Source organism: Burkholderia sp. BCC0405, from assembly GCF_902833075.1.
GTDB lineage: Bacteria > Pseudomonadota > Gammaproteobacteria > Burkholderiales > Burkholderiaceae > Burkholderia.
In genome coordinates this window covers 1-20231 of the sequence record NZ_CADFEO010000021.1, presented here as the reverse complement: position 1 = coordinate 20231, position 20231 = coordinate 1, and the positions used below count along the sequence as shown (strand labels likewise).

The window sequence follows — 20231 nt, the reverse complement described above, 5'->3', positions numbered from 1 at the left end:
TAAATACATGCGAAATGTCTGTCTGTAGCATTCGGCGCTTGAGTTACAGCTGGCAAGTGCCTTGTCGGCAAGGTCCGAATGTGTTCCATGTGGGTAGATCATATGCAAGTCGTCGACCGCCGTCGGGCCGACATCGGTCGCGTCGAAGCGACACGGTCACGCGAGGCCGGTTCGCGTTCGGTGTCGCACGACGTCGGCGTGGTCCCGCGGGTTCGCCACGCATTGTGCGTGGCGCTGATCTGCGGCGGTGCCGCGAGCCTGTTCGAGCCGGTCCATGCACAAGTGCCGGATGCGGGGCGAGCGATGCGCGATATCGAGGCGCCGCGGCCGGATCTGCCGCCGGAAGCCGCGCCCGAACTGACGGTGGCGCCGTCGGAAGAGGCTGCCGAGCGCGCGCCCGAGTCGGGCCCTCGCGTGCTCGTTCGCGCATTCGCGCTCGACGGTAATACCGTGTTCGGCAACGACGAGTTGCAGCCGCTCGTCGCCGATCTTGCGGGCAGCACGCTGGGTTTCGCCGATCTGCAGCGCGCCGCCGCGCGCATCACTGCCTACTATCGCCGCCATGGCTACGTGCTGGCGCGTGCCTACCTGCCTCGCCAGGACATCGACGACGGCGTCGTGCGGATCGACATCGCCGAAGGGCGCTACGGCGCAATCACGATCCAGAATCATTCGCGCGTGTTCGATGCCGCGCTGCGCCAGCCGCTCGCGGCGCTGCATCCGGGCGATGTCGTACGCGGGTCCGCTCTCGAGCGCAGCCTGTTGCTGCTCGACGACCTGGCCGGCGTCGCCGCGCGCGGCACGCTGCGTCCGGGCGATACGCCCGGCACCACCGATCTCGTCGTCGACGCCGACAAAGGGCCGCTCGCGTCCGGCTCGCTCGAATTCGACAACTTCGGTGACGTCGCGCTCGGGCGCTACCGTGTCGGCGGCAGTGTCGACGTCAATTCGCCGCTGCGGCTCGGCGATCGCCTGAGCCTGCGCGGGCTTCTCAGCAACGAACTGCAGCGCTACTACCGTGCCGCGTACCAGCTGCCTGTCGGCCCCGCGTCCACGCGAGTCGGCGTCGCGTATTCGTCGCTGCGCTACCGGCTCGGCGGAGCATTCTCGGATCTCGATTCCAGCGGCCGGGCGAGCGTGCAGACCGCGTACGTGACCCAGCCGCTCGTGCGCGCACGCAACCTGAGCGTCACCGCACAGGCCCAGTACGAAAACAAGAACCTGCGCGACGACTACGGGATATTCGATATCCGGCGCGACAAGAACATCGGCCTGTGGACCTTCGGCGTCAGCGGCAACAGTCAGGATGGCTGGCTGGGCGGCGGCCGCAACGGGTTCTCGGTGATGTTCGGTGTCGGGCGGCTGCGCAGCAACGATCCGTTCGAAGCGGATGCGCTGAAAAAATCGATCGGCAGCTTCACGAAGCTGAACGTGAGCGCGCTGCGGGTGCAGGCGCTGGGGCGTCGGTTCGAGCTGTACGCGCAATTCAGCGCGCAACTCGCGTCGCGCAATCTCGACGAATCGGAGAAATTCAGTCTCGGCGGCCCATACGGCGTGCGCGCGTACGCGCTCGGCGCCGGCAGCGGCGACCAGGGCTGGCAGGCCAGCGCGGAGTTGCGGTATCTCGTCGCGCCGGGCTGGCAGGTCAGCACGTTCGTCGACGCCGGGCGTGTGCAGGCCGACAAGTTCCCGTGGTCGCGTGAGCGAAACATGCAGCACATGCAGGCCGGCGGTGTTGGTGCGAGCTGGTTCGGCGCGAAGCGCCAGGTGACGCTGACGGCCGCGTGGCCGCTCGGCGCGGCGTTCGGCTCGCCGACCCGCGCGCCGAGCGTATGGGTTCAGGCTGCTCAGTATTTCTGAGCGTGCGTGATCGGTCCGTCCGGCAGGACGGGTTATATAAAAAATATTGAAGAGGATACCAAAATGAACAAGGCCTATTCATTGGTGTGGAACGAAGCACAAGGCGGCTGGTGCGCGGTCGGGGAAACGGCGCGCCGTCGCGGCAAGTCGGGCGGCGGCAAGCGCCTAGTTGCGGCGGGCGTGTCGCTGCTGGGGCTGGCTGCTGCGTCGGGCGCATACGCGCTGCCGACGGGCGGCGAGATCATGTCGGGGCAGGCCGACATCGCGAAGTCGGCGGACAACAAGACGATGTCGATCAACCAGCACACGGACAAGCTGATCACGAACTGGCAGGACTTCAGCGTGGGTAGCGGCGAACGGGTGTCGTTCAAGCAGCCGACGAACCAGTCGATCGCGCTGAACCGGGTGGTCGGCGCGAACGGCAGCCAGATTCACGGCCAGCTGGACGCGAACGGGCGGGTGTTCCTGGTGAACCCGAACGGCGTGATGTTCGGCGCGGGGGCGCAGGTGAACGTGGGCGGTCTGGTGGCGTCGACGCAGAACCTGTCGGACGCGGATTTCCTGGCGGGCCGCTACCGGTTCGCCGGAGCCTCGGGCCAGTCGGTGGAGAACGCCGGGACGATCGCGGCGGCGGACGGCGGCAGCGTGGCGCTGCTGGGCGCGCGGGTGTCGAACACGGGCGTGATCCGTGCGCAGATGGGCCGCGTGGCGCTGGGCGCGGGCAATGCGTTCAACGTGAACTTCGACGGCAACGGGCTGCTGAACCTGCAGGTGGAAAGCGGGGCGGTGGACGCGCAGGCGCACAACGGCGGGCTGCTGAAGGCGGATGGCGGGGAGGTGCTGATGACGGCGCGCGCGGCAGGCGATCTGCTGGGTTCGGTGGTCCGGAACAGCGGCACGATCGAGGCGAAGGGCCTGAGCAGCCGTGCGGGGAAGATCACGCTCGACGGCGGCGAGGTTCAAGTCGGCGGGAAGCTGGACGCGAGCGCGCAGGACGCAGCGACGGCAGGCGGCACGGTAACGACGCGCGGCGAGCGGGTGGCGGTGTCGCGCGACGCGCAGGTGGATACGCGCGCGGTGTCGGGCCGCACGGGCCTGTGGACGATCGAGGCGGCCAACGCCGGAGTCGGTACGGCTGCGCGGGCCGGCAAGCGCGGTCTCGTTATCGAAGGCGGGCTCAACGGCAATACCGGCAACGGTGGGACAGGCGGGATAGTCGGTAGCGCCGACGCAGCAATCGACGGCGAGACGCTGTCGCACAACCTGGGCACGACGAACGTGGCGCTGACCAAAACGTCGGGCGACCTGACGGTGGGTGACGCGGTGAACTGGACAAGCGACAACGCGCTGGCGCTGACGTCGAAAAAGGGCAGCGTCGACCTGAAGCAGTCGCTGACGGCGAGCGGCGCGAACGCGGGCGTGACGATGAACGCGGCACGACAGATCCGCATCGGCAACAACGTGGCGCTGACGGGCGAAAACGCGAGCCTCGCGCTGAACTCGGGCAGCGGCCATACGCTGACGAACGACGATGCGGTAGTCACGCTGTCGGGTCGCAATGCGTCGTTCTCGGCGAACGGCGAAGCGTATCGCGTGATTCACGATCTCGCGGGGCTGCGCGGCGTCGATGCCAACATGAACGGCCGCTACGTGCTGGGTAACGCGATCGACGGCAAGGGGGCGCAATTCCGCAGCCTCGGCGGCGACAGTGCGTCGTTCAGCGGCGTGTTCGACGGTCTGGGCAATACCATCGGCAATCTGTCGGTCTCGAATCCCGGCAGTGCGGTCGTCGGGTTGTTTGCGGTCAACACCGGCCGCATCGCCAACCTCGGGCTCGACAAGATCACGGCGCGGGCGCCGGCCGGGTACACGGCGTCGCCGGTCAGCGTCGGCGCATTGGCCGGCTACAACCAGGGCGACATCACCAACGTAAAGGCGAAAGACGTCCTGGTGAGCGGCAACGGTCGCGCGATCCTCGGTGGCCTGGTCGGCAGCAATATCAGCGGACGGATCGATCGCGCATCGGTTTCGGGCCGCGTCGAAGGCGGCAGGGACGCACTGTACGTCGGCGGTCTGGTCGGAGAAAACCGCACGGCCCTTTGGCCGGATCTGGGCAACGCGACCATCAGCAACAGCCGCGCCGACGTCAAGGTCAGCAGCGAGTCGGCCGGCGATACAGGCGGCCTGGTCGGTGTCAACCGCGGCGTCATCACGGCGTCGACGGTCGCGGGCAGCGTCACGGCCCTGGCTCGCGGTGCGCGTGTCGGCGGCCTCGTCGGTTACAACGAAGGCGGGGCGATCAAGGCCGCTTCTTCGTCTGCGAGCGTGCGGGCCGGCCACGACGCGACGGCGGGCGGCCTCGTCGGCTACAACGCCGCGTTGATCGACGCATCCGACGCGACGGGCGACGTGACCGTAGGCGACAGCGGGAAGGCAGGCGGCCTCGTCGGGGAAAATCGCGACAAGATCGCCGCGTCGACGGCGGGCGGCAAGGTCGTTGCGGGTGCGTCGGGTTCGGTCGGCGGGCTCGTCGGCGTCAACCGTGCGACGATCCTGGCGTCGACGGCGAGCGGCAGCGTCCAGGCCGGCAACGCCGCGACGGCGGGCGGCCTCGTGGGGTTGAACGAAGGCACGATCAGCGCGTCCACTGCGCTCGGCAACGTGTCGGCTGGCGCCGGCAGCCAGCTGGGCGGTCTCGTCGGCCGTAACGTGGACAAGGCCGAGATCCTCGCATCGGACGCACATGGCAAGGTGGAAGGGCGCAACAACGTGAAGGCGGGCGGGCTCGTGGGCTCGAACATCGGCAAGGTGGACGGTTCGTCGGCCAGCGGCGCGGTCAAGGTCGGTACGCAGAGCCAGGCAGGCGGTCTCGTCGGCGACAACAACGGCCTCGTGGCCGCTTCGTCGGCAGGCGGCACCGTATCGGCCGGCGACGACAGCATCGCAGGGGGGGGCGTCGGCTGGAACGGCGCCGTCGGCAAGGTGGTGAGCGCCTACGCAAGCGGGGCCGTGAATGTCGCCGGCAGGGGCAGGGCAGGCGGCCTGGTCGGCCTCAACTGGGGCAGCGTGTCTTCGTCGGGCGCGTCGGGCGACGTCGTTGCCGGCGCCGGTAGCTACGTCGGCGGCCTGGTGGGCCACAACCACATGGATGCTTCGATCGATGCGTCCGACGCCATCGGTTCGGCGAAGGGCGGCGATGGCAGTTCGGTTGGCGGCCTGGTCGGCAAGAACGACGGCAAGATCGCGTCGTCGTCGTCGTCAGGCTCGGTGTCCGGCGGGCGCAATGCACGGCTGGGCGGCGTCGCAGGCGAAAACTTCGGCAACGTCGATCGTTCGAGCTCGCGCAGCCGTATTGCCTATACGGCCGGCTACGACCAGTTGTACGGTGGGCTGGTCGGCCTCAACTTCGGCTGGATGAGCGGCAATGGCGTGAGCGGAAACGCGGCGGCGGTGCCGCTCGCGGGCCTCGATTTCGGCGAAATCCGGAACTGATCGGTCCCGTTCGGGGAGGCGTGGCGGGTTGCAGTGACGCCCGCCTCCCCGGCGCATCGCGCTGTCGCGACTTTGGTCCGACGCCCGTTCGGCACGGGTGCCGTGCGGGTCGGCGGGCCGTCGTCTGGTCGGCCTTCGTCGCAACGATGCTTTGCAAGGGTTCTTCACGTCGATCCGCGAAGAACCCTTTCTTTTTGGTGGCGAGCCGGGCGCGGCCGGAAAGTCGCGGGACAGTCGGTATGCGGCGCCGTCGTTACGCATCAAGGTAGCCGCGCGACCGTGCTATCCCTGAAAAACGCCCACTCATCGTGTTGCCTGAGCGGCTCACCCGCCGAACGCGCTGTCAGCGCAATGCGAAACAAACGGCTCATATTTCCTGCATCAAATATCGTTCAAGTCCGAAATTGCGAGGCCGTTCGATTTGACGTGTACGAAATGGTTCGTACGAGGCGGACACCCCCGCAGGCCTTTGGCATGATCGGAATCCCCCTTCTTTCCAGGTGTTTTCCGAGGCGGTCACGGATGTCGGAACGATGTCGTTCCGGTCGCGTTCGCGATCGCCGCCGCGCGCCATGTCGCAGAGCCCGCTTCAATCCCTTCGTCGTTACCAGAGCATTTCGGTGTTCGGCGGCGGCATCGTCGTCACCATCCTTGTCCTGATCGCTTGCGGTCTCGGGATGGCGTCGATCGTCTCGGGGTATGTCGAAGGGGAGCGGCGCAACTACCTGAACGGCCTGGAGCAGACGCTGAACGAAATCCAGGTGAGCGAAACCTCGTTCCGCAACGGCGTCGCGAACGCGCAACTGATCTGGCAGGAGGCCAGCGCCGCGCCGGCGGCGGTCGTCGACACATTCTTCCTCGACGACCAGCGCGTTGCGACCCGTCCGCATCCGTCGCTCGTCATCGGGGTGCCCGCGCAAACCGGCGATCGGGCCGAAGTCGCGCGCTATCTGTCGCTGTCGATGCTGTTGGCACGCATCTGCGCGGCCAGTTCGATCAATCGCGGGCGCACGCTCGAGGGCTACCACTACAGCACGCGCACCGGTTTGTTCGCGCTGGTACCCCATCGAAACCGAGACGATCCGGCGCTGGTGTCGCCCGAAAGCCGCGCACGCGTGCTGGACGCGCTGCGCGTCGATTTCGAACGCCCGTATCCGGGCATCACCGACTCGCGCCCGCACGTGCGCTGGCTGGCGCCGTTCACCGATCCCGTGTCGGGGCAGCCGCGCATCCGGCTCGCGGCCGAGGCGCGCGACAACGGCAAGCCGTTCGCGGTGCTCGTCACCGAATATCCGCCGGATTACCTGCTGTCCTGGCTCGCCGACTATCGTCCCGAAGGCATGTTCTACATCACGACGGCCGACGGCCGGCTCGTCACGATGGATCCCGCGGCGCGCGAAACCGGTCGCGTGGAAAGCCTGTTGAAGCTGAAGCCGTCGCGGGGCGGCGCGTCGTTGTCGAGCGCGCCGGTGTTCCGGGACGGCTTCCTGCTGTTTCACGGCAAGCTCGAATCGACGGGCTGGACGCTCGCCTATGCGCTGTCGTGGACCGACATCGCGGCCGGCGTCGCGCGCTCGGCCGGTACGCTCGGCGCCGCGACGCTACTCGCGCTCATGGTCATGTGGGGGTTGCTGCTGCGTTTTCATCGGCGGGAGTTCGTGCCGCTCTACGCGCACTCGCAACGCGTGTTCGACAGCGAAGCGCTATGCCGCAGCGTGATCGAGATGGCGCCGATCGGGCTCGGGCTGATCGCGCGCGACGACGGGCGTTGCATGCTCGTGAGCCCCGCGCTGACGGACATGATCGGGCGGATCGGCGGCGACTATCACGCGCTGTCGAGCCAGGTGGTCGACGCCTGGCAGGCGCGCGGCGATGCAGGCGGCGAGCAGCACGGCGGCCTGCTGCTGGGCGACGTGCAAGCTGCGCCGCTGCACCTCGAATTCATTGCGTGCGGCGCACGCTATCAGGGCACGGACGTCCTGATCGTCGCGGTTGCCGACGTGACCGCCAAGCGGCAGCTCGTGCAGCAGCTGGAAGAGGCCGTGCGCGCGGCCGATTCGGCCAATGCGGCAAAATCGTCGTTCCTCGCGGCGATGAGCCATGAGATCCGTACGCCGCTGAACGTGATTCTCGGCAACCTCGAACTGCTCGAGCGCTCGGCGCTCGACGCGACCCAGCATGGCCGCGTTCACACGCTGCGCACGTCGGCGACGAGCCTGCTCGCGCTCGTCAGCGACATTCTCGATTTCTCGAAGATCGAGGCCGGCGCGATGTCGGTCGAATCGATCGCGTTCGACGTGAGCGCGGTGGTCGAGCGCGAGCTGAACGCGTTCGCGACGATCGCGAAGACGAAGGGGGTGCAGCTGTTCTGCGAGATCCATGCGAGCAGTACGCAACAGATGCGCGGCGATCCGACCCGGTTCGCGCAAGTGCTCCGCAACCTGCTGGGCAACGCGCTCAAGTTTACCGACGTCGGCCGCGTGACCGTGCGCGTCGCGGTCGTTGCCGACAGGCACGACGCACCGGAGCTGTCGGTCGAGGTCGAGGACACCGGCATCGGCATCGCCGACGAACATCGACGCAAGCTGTTCAATGCATTTTCGCAGGTCGATACATCGATCACACGACGTTACGGCGGCACGGGGCTCGGGCTTGCGCTGTGCGACCGGCTCGTCGCGGCGATGGGCGGCCGCATCGCGGTGGAGAGCAAGCCGGGCGTCGGCAGCCGGTTCAGCGTGCTTCTGCCGCTCGGCATGGACGTCGTCGCGCTCGACCGGCCGCGCGCGGCACACGCCCACGCGCTGGCGCTGATCGCCGCGCATCCCGGGTGGCGCGATTTTGCGTTGCCGCATCTACAGGCATGGGGATTCGACGTCAGCGTGTACGACAGCCCGTCGAGTCTGCCGGCCGGCATGGCACGACGCGGCGCGGTCGTGCTGTTCGGCGATTCCGACACGTGGTCGCGAGCGGATCTGAACAGCCTGAGCGATTGCGCGCCGCTGATACTCGCGACACCCGATGGCCCGCTCGAACCGTATCGCGCGGGCGACACGGTACGCGTATCGAGTTATTCGCTCGGCGGCTTGCGCGCCGCGCTGGCGCTCGGCGGCCAGATGGGCGATGAAAGCGGGATCGATGCCGTATCGGGCGACGACCCGCGGCGTGGCGATTCGCATGCTCGCGATTCGGCAACGGTCACCGCATCGCGCGACACGGCCGCGCACGGCAGTCGCACATTGCGCGTGCTCGTCGCAGACGACGAAACCATCAACGACTCGATTTTCAGCGAGCAACTGTACGCGCTCGGCTGCGCGGCAACCGAGGTCGGATCGGGGCGCGCGGCACTCGAATCGCTGGCCAGCGACGACTGGGACGTGCTGCTGATCGGCGACGACCTGCCCGACATGCGCGCGCAGCAACTGGCGGAAGCGGCACGTGGCGTCGATCCCGCGTGCGACGTGCTGGTCGTGACGTCGCATTTGACGCCCGAGGGCATGCACCGCTGCACGACAGCCGGTGTCCGGCGCGTATTGACGAAACCCGTGACGCTCGGCCACCTGCGCGGCGCGCTTGCGCATGCGTGGCAGCGCCGTAACGCGACTTCGGCGAAGGAGCCGTGCGCGGCCATGTGCACATCGAGACCAACCAATCATGAAACAGCTTTGCATGACAAGTAACCGACAGCATCGTACGCGTCAACGCGTATCCAACATAACAAAGGCAGGGTGCCGACGCACGTTCACGTTGCGCGGCAGATTTCAAATCAATACTGGAGGGGAACATCGTGCGTCATGTAGGGAAGATATTCGCACTGTTGCTCGATTTCGCCGCACTTTCTGAGAAGTCTCGTCGGGAATTCCTGACGATGATGAACGAGTTTCTGCTCATGTCGCCGGTTCAGCGGCGCCGCACCCTGACCGAGTGGAAAAACAGGGTGGATGACAATACGCATGACCTGCCCGGCGATTCGAGCCACCGATAGCGCGCCGTGTAACGGCCCAGCCGAGCTGCGTGAGAGCGCGACCGGCATCCCGTAACGGCTCCGAGCCGTCGTGATCTTCGGACAATCTGCACGGTGCGGCCGTGCGGACGCGTCGTGCGCACGGCGAGCGCCGGCGCATCGTCCGCCGTACGGCCACGCGTCGATCGAAGGGCAAACCGGGATTTATCTTAAAATTGAGGCACTATTTGTCCGGTGCGCCGAATATGGCCAGCCATCGACACGATGGCGCGAGCATGCTCCCCGTCGCGGCGGGGACCGGATGCGTGACTGAAAGCCTCGGGGAAACAGGAACATGGACGAATTCTTTGTACGCGTGATGGTAGCCGACGATCATCCGGCGTCCGCGCTCGGTATCTCGCAGGCATTGCAGGGCAACAGCACGATCAAGCTCGTGGGCACCGTTTCGAACTCGACGGACCTGGTCGCGGCGCTCGACGCGCAGCAGAGCGACGTGCTCGTGCTCGACTACGTGATGCCGGGCGGCAAGTACGGCGACGGGCTCGTGCTGCTGTCGTTCCTGCAGCGCCGCTATCCCGCGCTGCATATCGTGACGATCACGATGATCGACAATCCGAGCGTGCTGCGCGCGATCCACAAGCAGGGCGTGAGTTGCATCCTCAGCAAGTCCGATGCGATCTCGCACCTGATCGGCGCCGTGCATGCCGCATACGTCGGTGCGAACTACATGTCGCCGTATATCAAGCAACTCCTGCATGACATCGAATCCGAGCCCGCCACTCGTGCACTGACCACGCGCGAGATCGAGGTCGTCCGCTTGTTCGGCGCGGGCTACACGGTGGGGGAGATCGCCGCGCAGCTCCATCGCAGCAAGCAAACCATCAGTTCGCAGAAGTCGAGCGCGATGAAGAAACTCGGGATCGTCCGCGATGCGGATCTGATCCGCTATAACGACGAGCAGAACCTCTCCGGCGCGCCTGACGGCGATGCGTCGTCGTCGACGTGACGCGCGCGCGAGCCGGTTGCCGCTCTGGATCGGCTTCAGCGCGGAAGCCGTCGAAGTGAGGCCCTACGTGTGGGTGGCGGCACGCCACGCCACGTGACTGCCCTGTCTTACAGGGAGGCGATGCGCCGGCATCGGCAAATGACGCGGCATGCCCGGCCACGAGCAACGAGATCGATACGACATGCCCGCAAAGCTCAAGAGACTTGTTTCGTACCCCGCCGTTGCCAGTCGCAAGCCATTCGAGCCGGGGCGCGTCCGGCGGCAGCAGCAGTTCCTGCTGTATGCCAGCGGCGCGGCGATCTCGGCGTTCATTCTGGCGTGCGCGACGCTCGTGCTGCTGCTCGACGTGCAGGAGTCCCTCGAGCGCTTCCGGGTCGAGTTCACGGGGCGCCGGGCCGAACTCGTTGCCGAGGTGGAGATCATGAGGGCGCTGCGCAATCGCTATGTCGAGGACATGGAGCTGCAATGGGCCAGCGTCGTTGAAAATCCGCGAAGCCTGCCCGGGGTGCTCGCCGGCAAGCACGGCAAGCAGACGTTCGTCGGGCGGAACGGGCGGTTCGCGATCGCGGCATTCGCCGACATCCCGCCGGTCGCATCAGCGAACAGTCACTTGCCTTATCTCGCGCGCTATCTCGAGCCGGTCGAGATCACGGGCGTCCTGCCGCCGGCACAACCGGCCGATCCGGGCGGTTCTTCCTATCTGATCGATCCGAATGGCGAGTTCATCGTGACGGCAGGGCATCCGTTGGTGAAACGAGCGCTTGCGTTGCCAGGCGGTTTCGATGTCAAGGCACTCGTCGCGCAATTACGGCCGATGACGAACGATACATCCGTGTCGATGGCGCCCGTCGCTCGTCAAAACACGATCACGCTCGAGCGGCGATTCGATCCGGTGCTCGGACGCTTCGTGCTGCGGATGGTGCAATGGGTGCTTGGGGCGAACGGCAGGCCGGTCGTCTGGTTCGTCATCAACAGCCCGCCGCTGATCGAGGGGATACTGCGCTCGCCGGGCGCCGGCACGGAATATGCACTCGTCGACTCCGGCGGACATCTCCTGCTCGGCCGGCAACCCGACAGCACGATGGTGGCGCGCGCGCTCGAGCATGCGCGCCACGACGATGGCGAGCGGGCGGCCGCACATCGCGTCGGCATGAACTTCGTCGTCAGCGACAGGGTGCCGAGATCGGACGACGTGGTGATGGCGACCATCTCGTGGCGTGCCGTTTTGAATGATGTAGCGTTGCGCGCGAGCCTGACCGTCGCACCCGCGCTCTTCGCGATCGCGCTGCTGTGGATCGCAATCGTGACGTTCGACCGGCGCGCACTGCGTCCGGCGAATCGGCGGGCGATTCGCCTGATCGAAAGCGAGGCGCTCAACCGGACGCTGATCCGCACGGCGCCGGCCGGGCTTGTGTTGCTGTCGTTCGCCGACGGCGAAACGATCATGCGCAACGACGCGCTGATTGCTTACGAGCAGGACGTGTCGGGCGAGCCGCTCGGCAAGCGCTTGTGGCGCGCGTACCGGGACGGCGCGCTTGCCGGCCATGCGCGTACGCGCGTGACGCGGGAGCTGGCCGTCGAGCGCGCGGGGCACGGCACCGTCTATCTCGACGCGCACATCGTGCGCACCCGGTACCGCGGGATCGACGTGCTGCTGTGCACGCTGCTCGACATCACGGCCCGCAAGCAGGCGGAGGAGAAGCTGCGCGAGGCGCGCGAGGCCGCCGAGTTCGCGAACAAGGCGAAGTCGACCTTCCTCGCGACGATGAGCCACGAGATCCGCACGCCGCTCAACGCGATCATCGGCAACCTGGAACTGATGGAGCGCGCGCAGATGGCGGCGCCGCTGCGGCGCCGGCTGGGGACGATCATGTCGTCGTCCGATGCGCTGCTGCGCGTGATCAACGACGTGCTCGACCTGTCGAAGGCCGAGTCGAACCAGATGGCGCTGGAAAGCATCCCGTTCGACCTGCGTCGAGTCGTGAACGACGTGGCTGCGATCTTCCGCCCGCTCGCCGATGCGAAAAACCTTGCGCTGACGTGCCGTATTGCCCCGGATCTTGCCGACGGATACGTGGGCGATTCGACCCGGCTGCGGCAACTGGTCTCGAACCTCGTCAGCAATGCGATCAAGTTTACGAAGCGCGGCGGCGTGACGATCGATGTGCGGCTTGCAAAGGCGAGCCCGGCCGGCCGTGGCGTCGAAATCGCGATCGGCGATACGGGCATCGGCATTCCCGAAGACAGCCTGCCGACGCTGTTCGACGTCTATGTCCAGGCCGATGCGTCGATCTACCGGCGCTTCGGCGGCACGGGGCTCGGGCTGCCGCTGTGCAAGCGCATCGTGACGCTGATGGGCGGCGCGTTGAAGGTCGACAGCCGTCTTGGCGAAGGCACGGTTTTCGTGGCGGCGTTGCCGTTGCCCGAAGCGCCGTCCGGCTGGCGAGACGATGCGCCGGAACCCGGGACGTTCGCGGATGCCGCGCGCGGATACGACGTGGAGGCGGACGCCGAAGCAGGCGCGGAGGCTTTCGCCGAGGCCGACGACGAAGAACCGCTGAAAGTGCTCGTCGCCGAGGATCATCCGGCAAGCCGGGCATTGCTGCGGGACCAACTCGACGCGTTGGGCTACGACGCGACGATCGTCTCCAACGGCATCGAGGCGATGCGCGCCTTCTTCGAGCGACCGTACGATGTCGTGCTGACCGACCTCGGCATGCCGGAACTTGACGGCTTCGCGCTCGCGAACTTCCTGCGCGAGCAGGGCGCGCGGGTGCCCGTGATCGCGATGACGGCACACGCGACCGACGAGGATCGACGGCGCTGCGAACAGGCCGGCGCGGTGGAAGTCGTGCTCAAGCCGCTGTCGATCGAGACACTCGACGCTGCGTTGCGGCGGCATGCGGGACGCGATGCGACGTCGCCCACGGCGGCGCGCGAGCGAATGCCTGTCGCGCCTGCGATGACCGAAGAGGTGCGGCATCGGCTGCACGAGGCAACGCTGCATTCACTCGCGGCGATCGGCGACGCGCTTGCGAGCGGCGACGCCGATACGCTGCGTATCGAACTGCATTCGATGCGCGGCGGTTTTGCGCTGGCGGGCGATGTCGATGCGCGCGACGCGTGCGCGCGCGCCGAACACGCGATGCAGGAAGGCGGCCCGGCAGCGTTGACGCGCATCTGGCATTCGGTCGAGGATGCTGTTCGGCTGGCACTCGGACGGCTGTCGACCGATGACGGGCCGGGTTCGGGCGAGGCGGAAAAATAATCCGGAGCATTGATCGTTGCTTCGGGGCTGGCGGCCGCCGTACCGGGCATTGCTGTCTGAGCAGCGCGATGCTCGCCGCGCAGAGGTAGACGTGTTCCTACCCGTTCAAGCACGGCGGAATTCCCGCGATAGGCGCGAGAAATGCTGAGGTGTGTGGCAGTGTTCGACGGAAAGGCTTGTCGTCCTGATCGATCATCGACGCATTGGAAACACGCATCGTTTCTCCCCCGGGATAACGGGCAATCGCCGTCTTGTTCCGGCGGGGCGTACTCCGAGTGCGCGGGCTGCGGCGAACCCGCGTATCGGCGATATCCCAGCACGCAGGGCGCGCCGGGGTATCGCCGACGCCTGAGCCGGCGCGGAGTGGTCGATGAACGACAAGGGGCGACGTCAAGCGTGTCCGGTCCGGCGTTCAAGCTATCATCGCGCAAGCAATCGACCGCTTGCACCGGCCCGGCCCGAATGAAGGCACGACTACTGATACGAAAACGTGATCGTGCTGAGCGCACTCACGGAGCCTGCCTTGATCTTTTCCGCGACCTTGACGTATCTGGCCTCGAACGGCACCGAAATCTTGGTGTTGGCGGCAGAGGACTTGCCGACCAACCACTGATTCGTATTTCCCTTGCCGGACGAATCCGGCCCGAAGCTCAACGGGGTGCTCTCACCCTTTTTGAGGATTTGAATCCCGACGCCCGCCGCCGTCGAACTGGGAGCAAGGCTCAGGGCGTTGCCCGTATTGGCGGGATTCGTCGCATCGGTCAATGTTGCGTGAACATTGACGTTCGCATCGCAGTTCAGGCCGATCGAGAACGGCGCCGATCGGGCAGACGCGACGTCGCCGGGCGCCTTGAGACTTGCGGCGACCAGGGTTGGCAACGTGACCGAATTGGTCGCGCCCGATGTGACTTTGCATGCCCGTGCCGTCACCTGTATGCTCGTCGGGAGCAATGGTGCCGATCGAGCATTTCCCGGAAGAAATGCGCCTCGATACTTCAGCCTGAAGTTGAAAAGCGGCACCGACTTGACTGTCCAGGTTCCCGTCGTGAGCCCGCCGGCCGAGACGAGCGTCACCGTTGCCGTAATCGAGCCTTTTTCCCTTACGGCACCAAGTGGCATCGAGAGTTCGCCGTCTATAATCGGCATTGGGGCGGGGCTGCCGGCCAGGCTATCCTGTACTTCGACGACAAAGCCGATCCCGGGTATGCCGGTCTCGAAAACGGTAGCGACCTTTCCGCTACTCGTTTTGTACGTCACATTCGGAATAACCTGTGCGACCGGCGTGAAGACATATTCGTCATACTGACATTCCAAAGTATTACCGCTGATAGATGCAACCCATCCGCCCGCGACGGTCGAGTTCGGGAATTGGTGACTCAAGGCAATTTCGTCCTGGGTCACGCTGACAGTGGCGGGGAGCCTAGGGCGAAGCCCCAAGTCATAGCTATTCAATCCACAAGCAGAAAACGCGAATTCAGAAAATGCAATCGTGCACAGCGCCAGGCATTGCATCGCCGTTCGTATCGCGGCGCGATTCGACGCGCGCAGGTTTGCATTTCTCGCCGTATTCATCCATTTCATAAATTTGTCCCGTTAAACCCAAAACAATCTCGAAACTTTCGCGGGCTTTGCCGACTGCGACGTTCGACCGTTTCCTTAGTGAATATTGCGCAACATCACCGATGCGCCGACGCAACGCGATTCGACACGGCCGGCGCGTAGCTGGCGGCCTCGCTTGCCACGCACGGCAGTTCGAGGATCTGGGGCGACTGGTAGGTCGCGGCGCGCTTGCGCACCGGCAGCGAATACGACAGCGCACACACCGACTTGCCGCGATCCGCTTCCCACCGCACCTTCAGTTCACCCTGATCCACGAGCCCGCGTGCGAGCAACTTGCCGCCCTGGCCGACCGTGCCGACGTCCTTGCCGCTCGCATCGGTCACGGTCGCGCCGAACGGCACCGACGAACCGTCGGCCTGCCGCGCGCGGATGACCGCGGAGCGTCCGTATGCCGTCTTGAACGTCAGCATCGGCACCGCACCCGCCAACGGTGCGATGCGTTGGCTCGTTTCCTTCAATTCGACATCGGTCGACAGCCCCTTGGGATCGATGCCGATGTCGTTCATCGAAAACGGCGTCAGGTACGGCACGACCGCATAGCCGCGCCGGTCGATTCGCACGCCCGACGTGTTGGTCACGCGCGCGCCTTCGGCATTCGGCACCTCGATGATCGCGAAGGTTTCCGATAGCGGTTGCGACAGCGTGACGCCGCCGCGATGCGCGACGATCGCGCCGCGCGCGCCAGCCGAAAACTGCTGATAGTCGGCCGCCGCGCTGACGCTGCCGCTCAATTCGGCGATGGGGCCGCGGTACTGGATGCTCGCGCCGCCGTTGGTCTGCGACGTGCCCAACGAATTGCCGTGGTTCACGTTCACGCCGTACGACAGGTTGTTGTCGACGCCGAGCGCGCCCGACAGGCTCGTTTGCGCTTGCGTCGAGCCGCGCGTGTCCCGGCTGAGGCTGGTCGCGAGCGTCATCGGCCGTGCCTTGCCGAGCGGAATCGACAGGTTGGCGTAATACATCGTGCTCGACTGGCCCCATGCGTCGCGCTGGCGTGTCGCCGACACGCTGTACGCGACGTTGCGGAACGTGTTGCTGTAGCCGATCGTGAAGTTGACGTCCGACCCGCTACGGTTCCAGTAGGTCGACGCCGACGCGGTTGCGTTCAGGCTGCCGCCGCGGGCGCCGAGCGACTGGCTCACCGTCAGCGACGCGCGGTTGCGCTGCCGCGACACGCTGGTCGATCCGGCGCCGAGTTTCGTCTGGTCGCGCGCGAGCATCGCATCGTTCAGCGCGAAGAAGCCGTTCGTCGAATAGCGATACGCGGCGATCGCGATGTTCGTGCCGGTCGCGGCGACGGCCTTGGCGTAGCTGATCCGGAAGCTCTGCCCCGAATAGCGGCGCTCGCCCGGGATCGACGTCGTCGCATGCGTGACGTCCACGCCGACCGCGCCCAACGACGTGTTCAGCACCGCGCCGGCCATCGCGGACAGGTAGCCTTGCGCGAACGTCACGCCGCCGTAGCCGGTCAACAGGTTCGTGACGCCACGCTGCCAGGTCGCCTGCGCGAAGTACGGCGTGGTGTTCGGCAGGTTGCGCACGACGCCCGTCGTGAAGCTGTAACGATTCTGGCCCGGACGCAGCGACAGCGGCACCGCCGCGTACGGCACGGTAAACGAATGCACGGAGCCGTCGGCCTCCGTCACGCTGACTTTCAGGTCGCCGCCGTAACCCGTCGGATACAGATCGTCGATCACGAACGCGCCAGGCGCAACGGTTGTCTCGTACAGCGTCGCGCCGTTCTGCGTGACCGTGACCTTCGCGTGGGTGTTCGCGACGCCGCGCACGACCGGCGCATAGCCGCGCTGCGACTCAGGCAGCATGCGGTCGTCGGTATACAGACGCACGCCGCGGAACGACGTCGAGTCGAACAGATCGCCGGACGTGTACGCGTCGCCGACGATCATCTGCGACGACCACGCGGTCAGATCGCGCTGCAGGTAAGTCGCCACGCTCTCGTACTTCCTGCGGCCGCGATCGTCCCAGTTGAACGAGCCGTTATGACGGAAGTGCCAGCGTCCGACGTTGATGCCGCCGTCGATGCCGACGTAGCCCTGAGTGCTCTCTCCCTGGCCACTGGTACGCGAGTGATACACGCTCGCGTTGTAGCCGAGCATGCCGACCGGGACGCCTTCGCTCCACTGGTCGGGGCTCACGTAGCCGCGTGCCTGCCGCCGCATCGAGATCTGCGGGATGCTCAGGTCCAGCCGCTGCTCGTTGAAGTCGTAGCTGACCGACGCTTCCGGAATGGCCTGACCGATACGCAGGCATGCGCCGTCCGCGTCAAGCGTCGCGCGTACGTCCTGCGACAGCTTCGACAGATCGACGCCGATCTGCTCGAACTGCGCCTTGTCGAAACATGGCTGCGCATCGGCCGTGTTCGGCGCGCTCTTGAATTGCAATTCGATGCGGCCGACCCAGTCGCCGCCGACGTAGACGTCGGGTTTGTACATGCCGGCCCGCACGACGTTGCGACGCTCATAGCGCGACACGTCGATCGCGCCGCCACCGTTGTTCAGGAAGCCGCCCTCGAACTCGACCTGTGCGAACTCCGTTTGCGCGACCTGCAGCACCCCGGAGTCGGCATCCGCCGCATGGGCCTGCGCCTGCCAACCCGCTATGATCGTGAGAAGCAGCGCGCAGACCGGCTTTAGCTTCGGTTCTGTCTCCGCCTGTATGCTCGGTTGCCGCTTCTCCATCATTTGATCTTTCCCGTCAGTGTTTGGTTGAGTGTTCCCCTCGGATCGAGCGGCGTGGCCGAATCGGCAGCGCGCGCGTTACCTCATCGGGACACGGCGGCCTGGTTGGATCGGTTGCCGCCCCAATCGTCGAAGCTGCTGTACACGACCGTGCCGCCCGTTGCGTCCGCATTCGTCAGCCCCTTGACCGGGAACGAGGCGGTTTCGCCGGGACGCACATAGCCCACGCCGGCGTCCAGCGTCTTGCCGTTCGCATGCAGTGCGATGCCGCCGAGGTTGACGACGTATGGCGTCGGATTGGTTGCCTTCAGAACCAGCCGGTTATCGGAATCGGCCGCGATCTTCCAGGTGAGCTGACGCGGTGCGTCGGTCGCATTTCCCGGCAGCCCTTGCGGCCGGTACATCAGCTTTACGCGCGTGCGAAACGCGATCATCAGGCGATTTCTGTCATCGTCGGTCGACGCTTTCGGCGGCACGTCGAGCACGTTCAACCAGAACAGCGACTCCTTGTCGGCCGGCAGCGCTTCGCCCGAATGAATGATCCGGATGGTCTGACCTTTGCCGGCCTCGAGACGGAAGATCGTCGGTGTCATCACGAACGGCACGTCGATCTGGTCCGGTGCGGCACGCTCGTCACCCGTGTCGATCCACGCCTGGACGAGGGCCGGCGACTTGCCGTCATTCGACAGTTGAACCGTGACTTCCTTGTCGGCGCCCGGAAATACGACGCGTGTGCCGGAAAGCGTCACGCTCGCCTGCGCGCTCATGCAGGACAGGGCGGTCAGCAGCAGCGCCAGCATGCGATAGGGAGTCGAAAGTTTCATCGTCATCCTCCTAATGTTCTGTAGTACGAATAAATGCCGGAGAAAATCTTGATATTCGCTCCGGCGAGCCGACCTCGCCTGGAGGCCGGCTCTCTCACTCAATCAACCGAGCGCTCAGGGATAGATCAGCGAGTAGGTGACGAACGAGTTCGCCGAACCGCCAGTTGCTTCGCCGGTTGCCACGTACTGGGCCGAATACTGCAGCGTCGCGGTGCCGGCCGTCGTGTCGATATCGACGATCTGCGAGTTCTGCGCCGAGCTTTCGGCACCGACCTTGATCGGCTCGTACTTGTCGTTCAGGATGCCGATCTCGACGTTCTTCGCCGCATCATCGCCAGTCAGCTTCAGACGGCCAGTCGCGAGGTTCACGTTCGGGCCCGGCTCGAATGCCACCGACACCTTGTTGACCGGCGCCGGAATCGTCGTACCGCCCTCTTCCTTGTCCGTCGTGCAGCCCGTCAGCGTGAGCTTGAACGGGGTACGGCCCGCGGTCGAGCCTTCCGCGGTGAGCTGGTTGGTCGCTGCTCGCGGCAGCGTGACAGTCAGATCGTTGACACCCTGGTTGATCTTGCAGGTCGAAGCGACGACCGAGCCAGTGAAATTGATCTGGCCGTCCGACGCATGCGCTGCCGAAGCTGCTGCGAGGCCGGCCGCGACCACGAACAGGGAAAGTGCGGAGGTGCTTTTCGCGATTTTCATTGATTGAGTTCCAAACAGTGGATTGAGAAGGTGATGGAAACGCACACGAGATCCTTTCCGGGGAGGGGGACATGAGATGAATCTCGATGTATGCATTTCGATACGTATTTTCCTGATATCAGGTGCGGCGAGAAATGAGACGACGACTAAAGCGGAGTCCATTTATCTAGTACAAGTACTAAAAAGACGTTTTGGGCGAAAATTGTTAGGTGGTCTGCATAAAATGTTAAATTTCGAGGATGCGCCGGGTCGGAGGATCGGAAGACGTGACGACGGGTATTCGACGAATGCCGATCCGGAGGCCGTTCCGCGCGCGCCGCGCATCGGCGCCCGCTGACGGGGCGCATCGTGGGGATTCCCGGTACAGCCCGCGTGCAGCGACCCGGGGGATTCGCCGGCGGCGGCCGCCGATCGATCGTTCGAGTATCGCCCGATCCGGTGCCGCGACAGCGGGCGCGGCCAGTGGCTGCGCGGCCTGTGCCTTCAGTCGGCGAATCAGGTCGGGGCCGATTTTCCGGATCGCGTGATGCGGCGCTTCACCGTCAGGCCGGGCAACGCGCCGCGCCTCGCGAACATGACGATCGCCGAGCCCGCGAGCGCGAGCAGCCATGCGGAGACGGTGAGGAATGCGATGCGATAGGTGGAGCAATGGCACGGCGCGCGCGCCACGCCGAATGCAGGGAACAGGACTAGTCCATTGAACCAATGAAATTGCACTGATCTAATGGTGCATGGGCAAAATGAATCTGAGCGAAGCCGAGCGGGAAGAACTGCTGTCGATGCAGCGCAGCCGAACGATGGC

General features: G+C 65.7%; 12 protein-coding genes. 7 read left to right on the top strand and 5 right to left on the bottom strand.

Features of this window, described 5'->3' with window-relative positions:
* Window positions 1-87: 87 nt before the first annotated feature.
* The 6 genes from HWX36_RS28400 to HWX36_RS28375 all read left to right on the top strand — a co-directional run bounded on the left by HWX36_RS28400 (window position 88) and on the right by HWX36_RS28375 (window position 13587).
* Complete coding sequence (locus tag HWX36_RS28400) at window positions 88-1860, top strand: ShlB/FhaC/HecB family hemolysin secretion/activation protein (RefSeq protein ID WP_244136535.1); 1773 nt, start codon at window positions 88-90, stop codon at window positions 1858-1860.
* A gap of 63 nt (window positions 1861-1923) precedes the next feature.
* The gene (locus HWX36_RS28395; RefSeq protein ID WP_175956776.1) at window positions 1924-5352 is read left to right on the top strand and encodes a filamentous hemagglutinin N-terminal domain-containing protein; all 3429 of its coding nucleotides are present in this window, start codon (window positions 1924-1926) and stop codon (window positions 5350-5352) included.
* A 572-nt stretch (window positions 5353-5924) separates the two neighbouring features.
* Window positions 5925-9029 (top strand): ATP-binding protein, encoded by a 3105-nt coding sequence (locus HWX36_RS28390; protein ID WP_175956775.1) that lies wholly within the window; start codon window positions 5925-5927, stop codon window positions 9027-9029.
* A gap of 107 nt (window positions 9030-9136) precedes the next feature.
* Window positions 9137-9334: a hypothetical protein gene (locus tag HWX36_RS37370; RefSeq protein WP_226243189.1), complete on the top strand. Its 198-nt coding sequence runs from the start codon at window positions 9137-9139 to the stop codon at window positions 9332-9334.
* A 313-nt stretch (window positions 9335-9647) separates the two neighbouring features.
* Window positions 9648-10319 carry a response regulator gene (locus HWX36_RS28380; RefSeq protein WP_175956773.1) on the top strand — a complete coding sequence of 224 codons (672 nt, stop codon included), beginning with the start codon at window positions 9648-9650 and terminating at the stop codon, window positions 10317-10319.
* Window positions 10320-10500: 181 nt separating this feature from the next.
* Window positions 10501-13587 carry a hybrid sensor histidine kinase/response regulator gene (locus HWX36_RS28375; RefSeq protein ID WP_175956771.1) on the top strand — a complete coding sequence of 1029 codons (3087 nt, stop codon included), beginning with the start codon at window positions 10501-10503 and terminating at the stop codon, window positions 13585-13587.
* 474 nt (window positions 13588-14061) lie between these two features.
* On the opposite strand, the gene HWX36_RS28370 is transcribed toward HWX36_RS28375, so the two are convergent.
* The 4 genes from HWX36_RS28370 to HWX36_RS28355 form a co-directional block, all read right to left on the bottom strand.
* The gene (locus HWX36_RS28370; protein WP_175956769.1) at window positions 14062-15168 is read right to left on the bottom strand and encodes a fimbrial protein; all 1107 of its coding nucleotides are present in this window, start codon (window positions 15166-15168) and stop codon (window positions 14062-14064) included.
* A 95-nt stretch (window positions 15169-15263) separates the two neighbouring features.
* Window positions 15264-17906, bottom strand: coding sequence for a fimbria/pilus outer membrane usher protein (locus tag HWX36_RS28365; RefSeq protein WP_175957004.1), 2643 nt, complete (start codon window positions 17904-17906; stop codon window positions 15264-15266).
* 83 nt (window positions 17907-17989) lie between these two features.
* On the bottom strand, window positions 17990-18730 hold the full coding sequence (locus HWX36_RS28360; RefSeq protein WP_175956767.1) for a fimbria/pilus periplasmic chaperone: 741 nt from the start codon (window positions 18728-18730) through the stop codon (window positions 17990-17992).
* A gap of 114 nt (window positions 18731-18844) precedes the next feature.
* Window positions 18845-19429: a fimbrial protein gene (locus HWX36_RS28355; RefSeq protein WP_175956765.1), complete on the bottom strand. Its 585-nt coding sequence runs from the start codon at window positions 19427-19429 to the stop codon at window positions 18845-18847.
* Between the two features lie 76 nt (window positions 19430-19505).
* Between HWX36_RS28355 and HWX36_RS28350 the strand changes: the two genes are divergently transcribed.
* Window positions 19506-19766, top strand: a complete 261-nt coding sequence (locus HWX36_RS28350; RefSeq protein WP_175956763.1) for a hypothetical protein — start codon at window positions 19506-19508, stop codon at window positions 19764-19766.
* A gap of 158 nt (window positions 19767-19924) precedes the next feature.
* Here the strand turns inward: HWX36_RS28350 and HWX36_RS28345 are convergent, their stop codons facing one another.
* The gene (locus tag HWX36_RS28345; RefSeq protein ID WP_175956761.1) at window positions 19925-20146 is read right to left on the bottom strand and encodes a hypothetical protein; all 222 of its coding nucleotides are present in this window, start codon (window positions 20144-20146) and stop codon (window positions 19925-19927) included.
* Window positions 20147-20231: the final 85 nt, after the last annotated feature.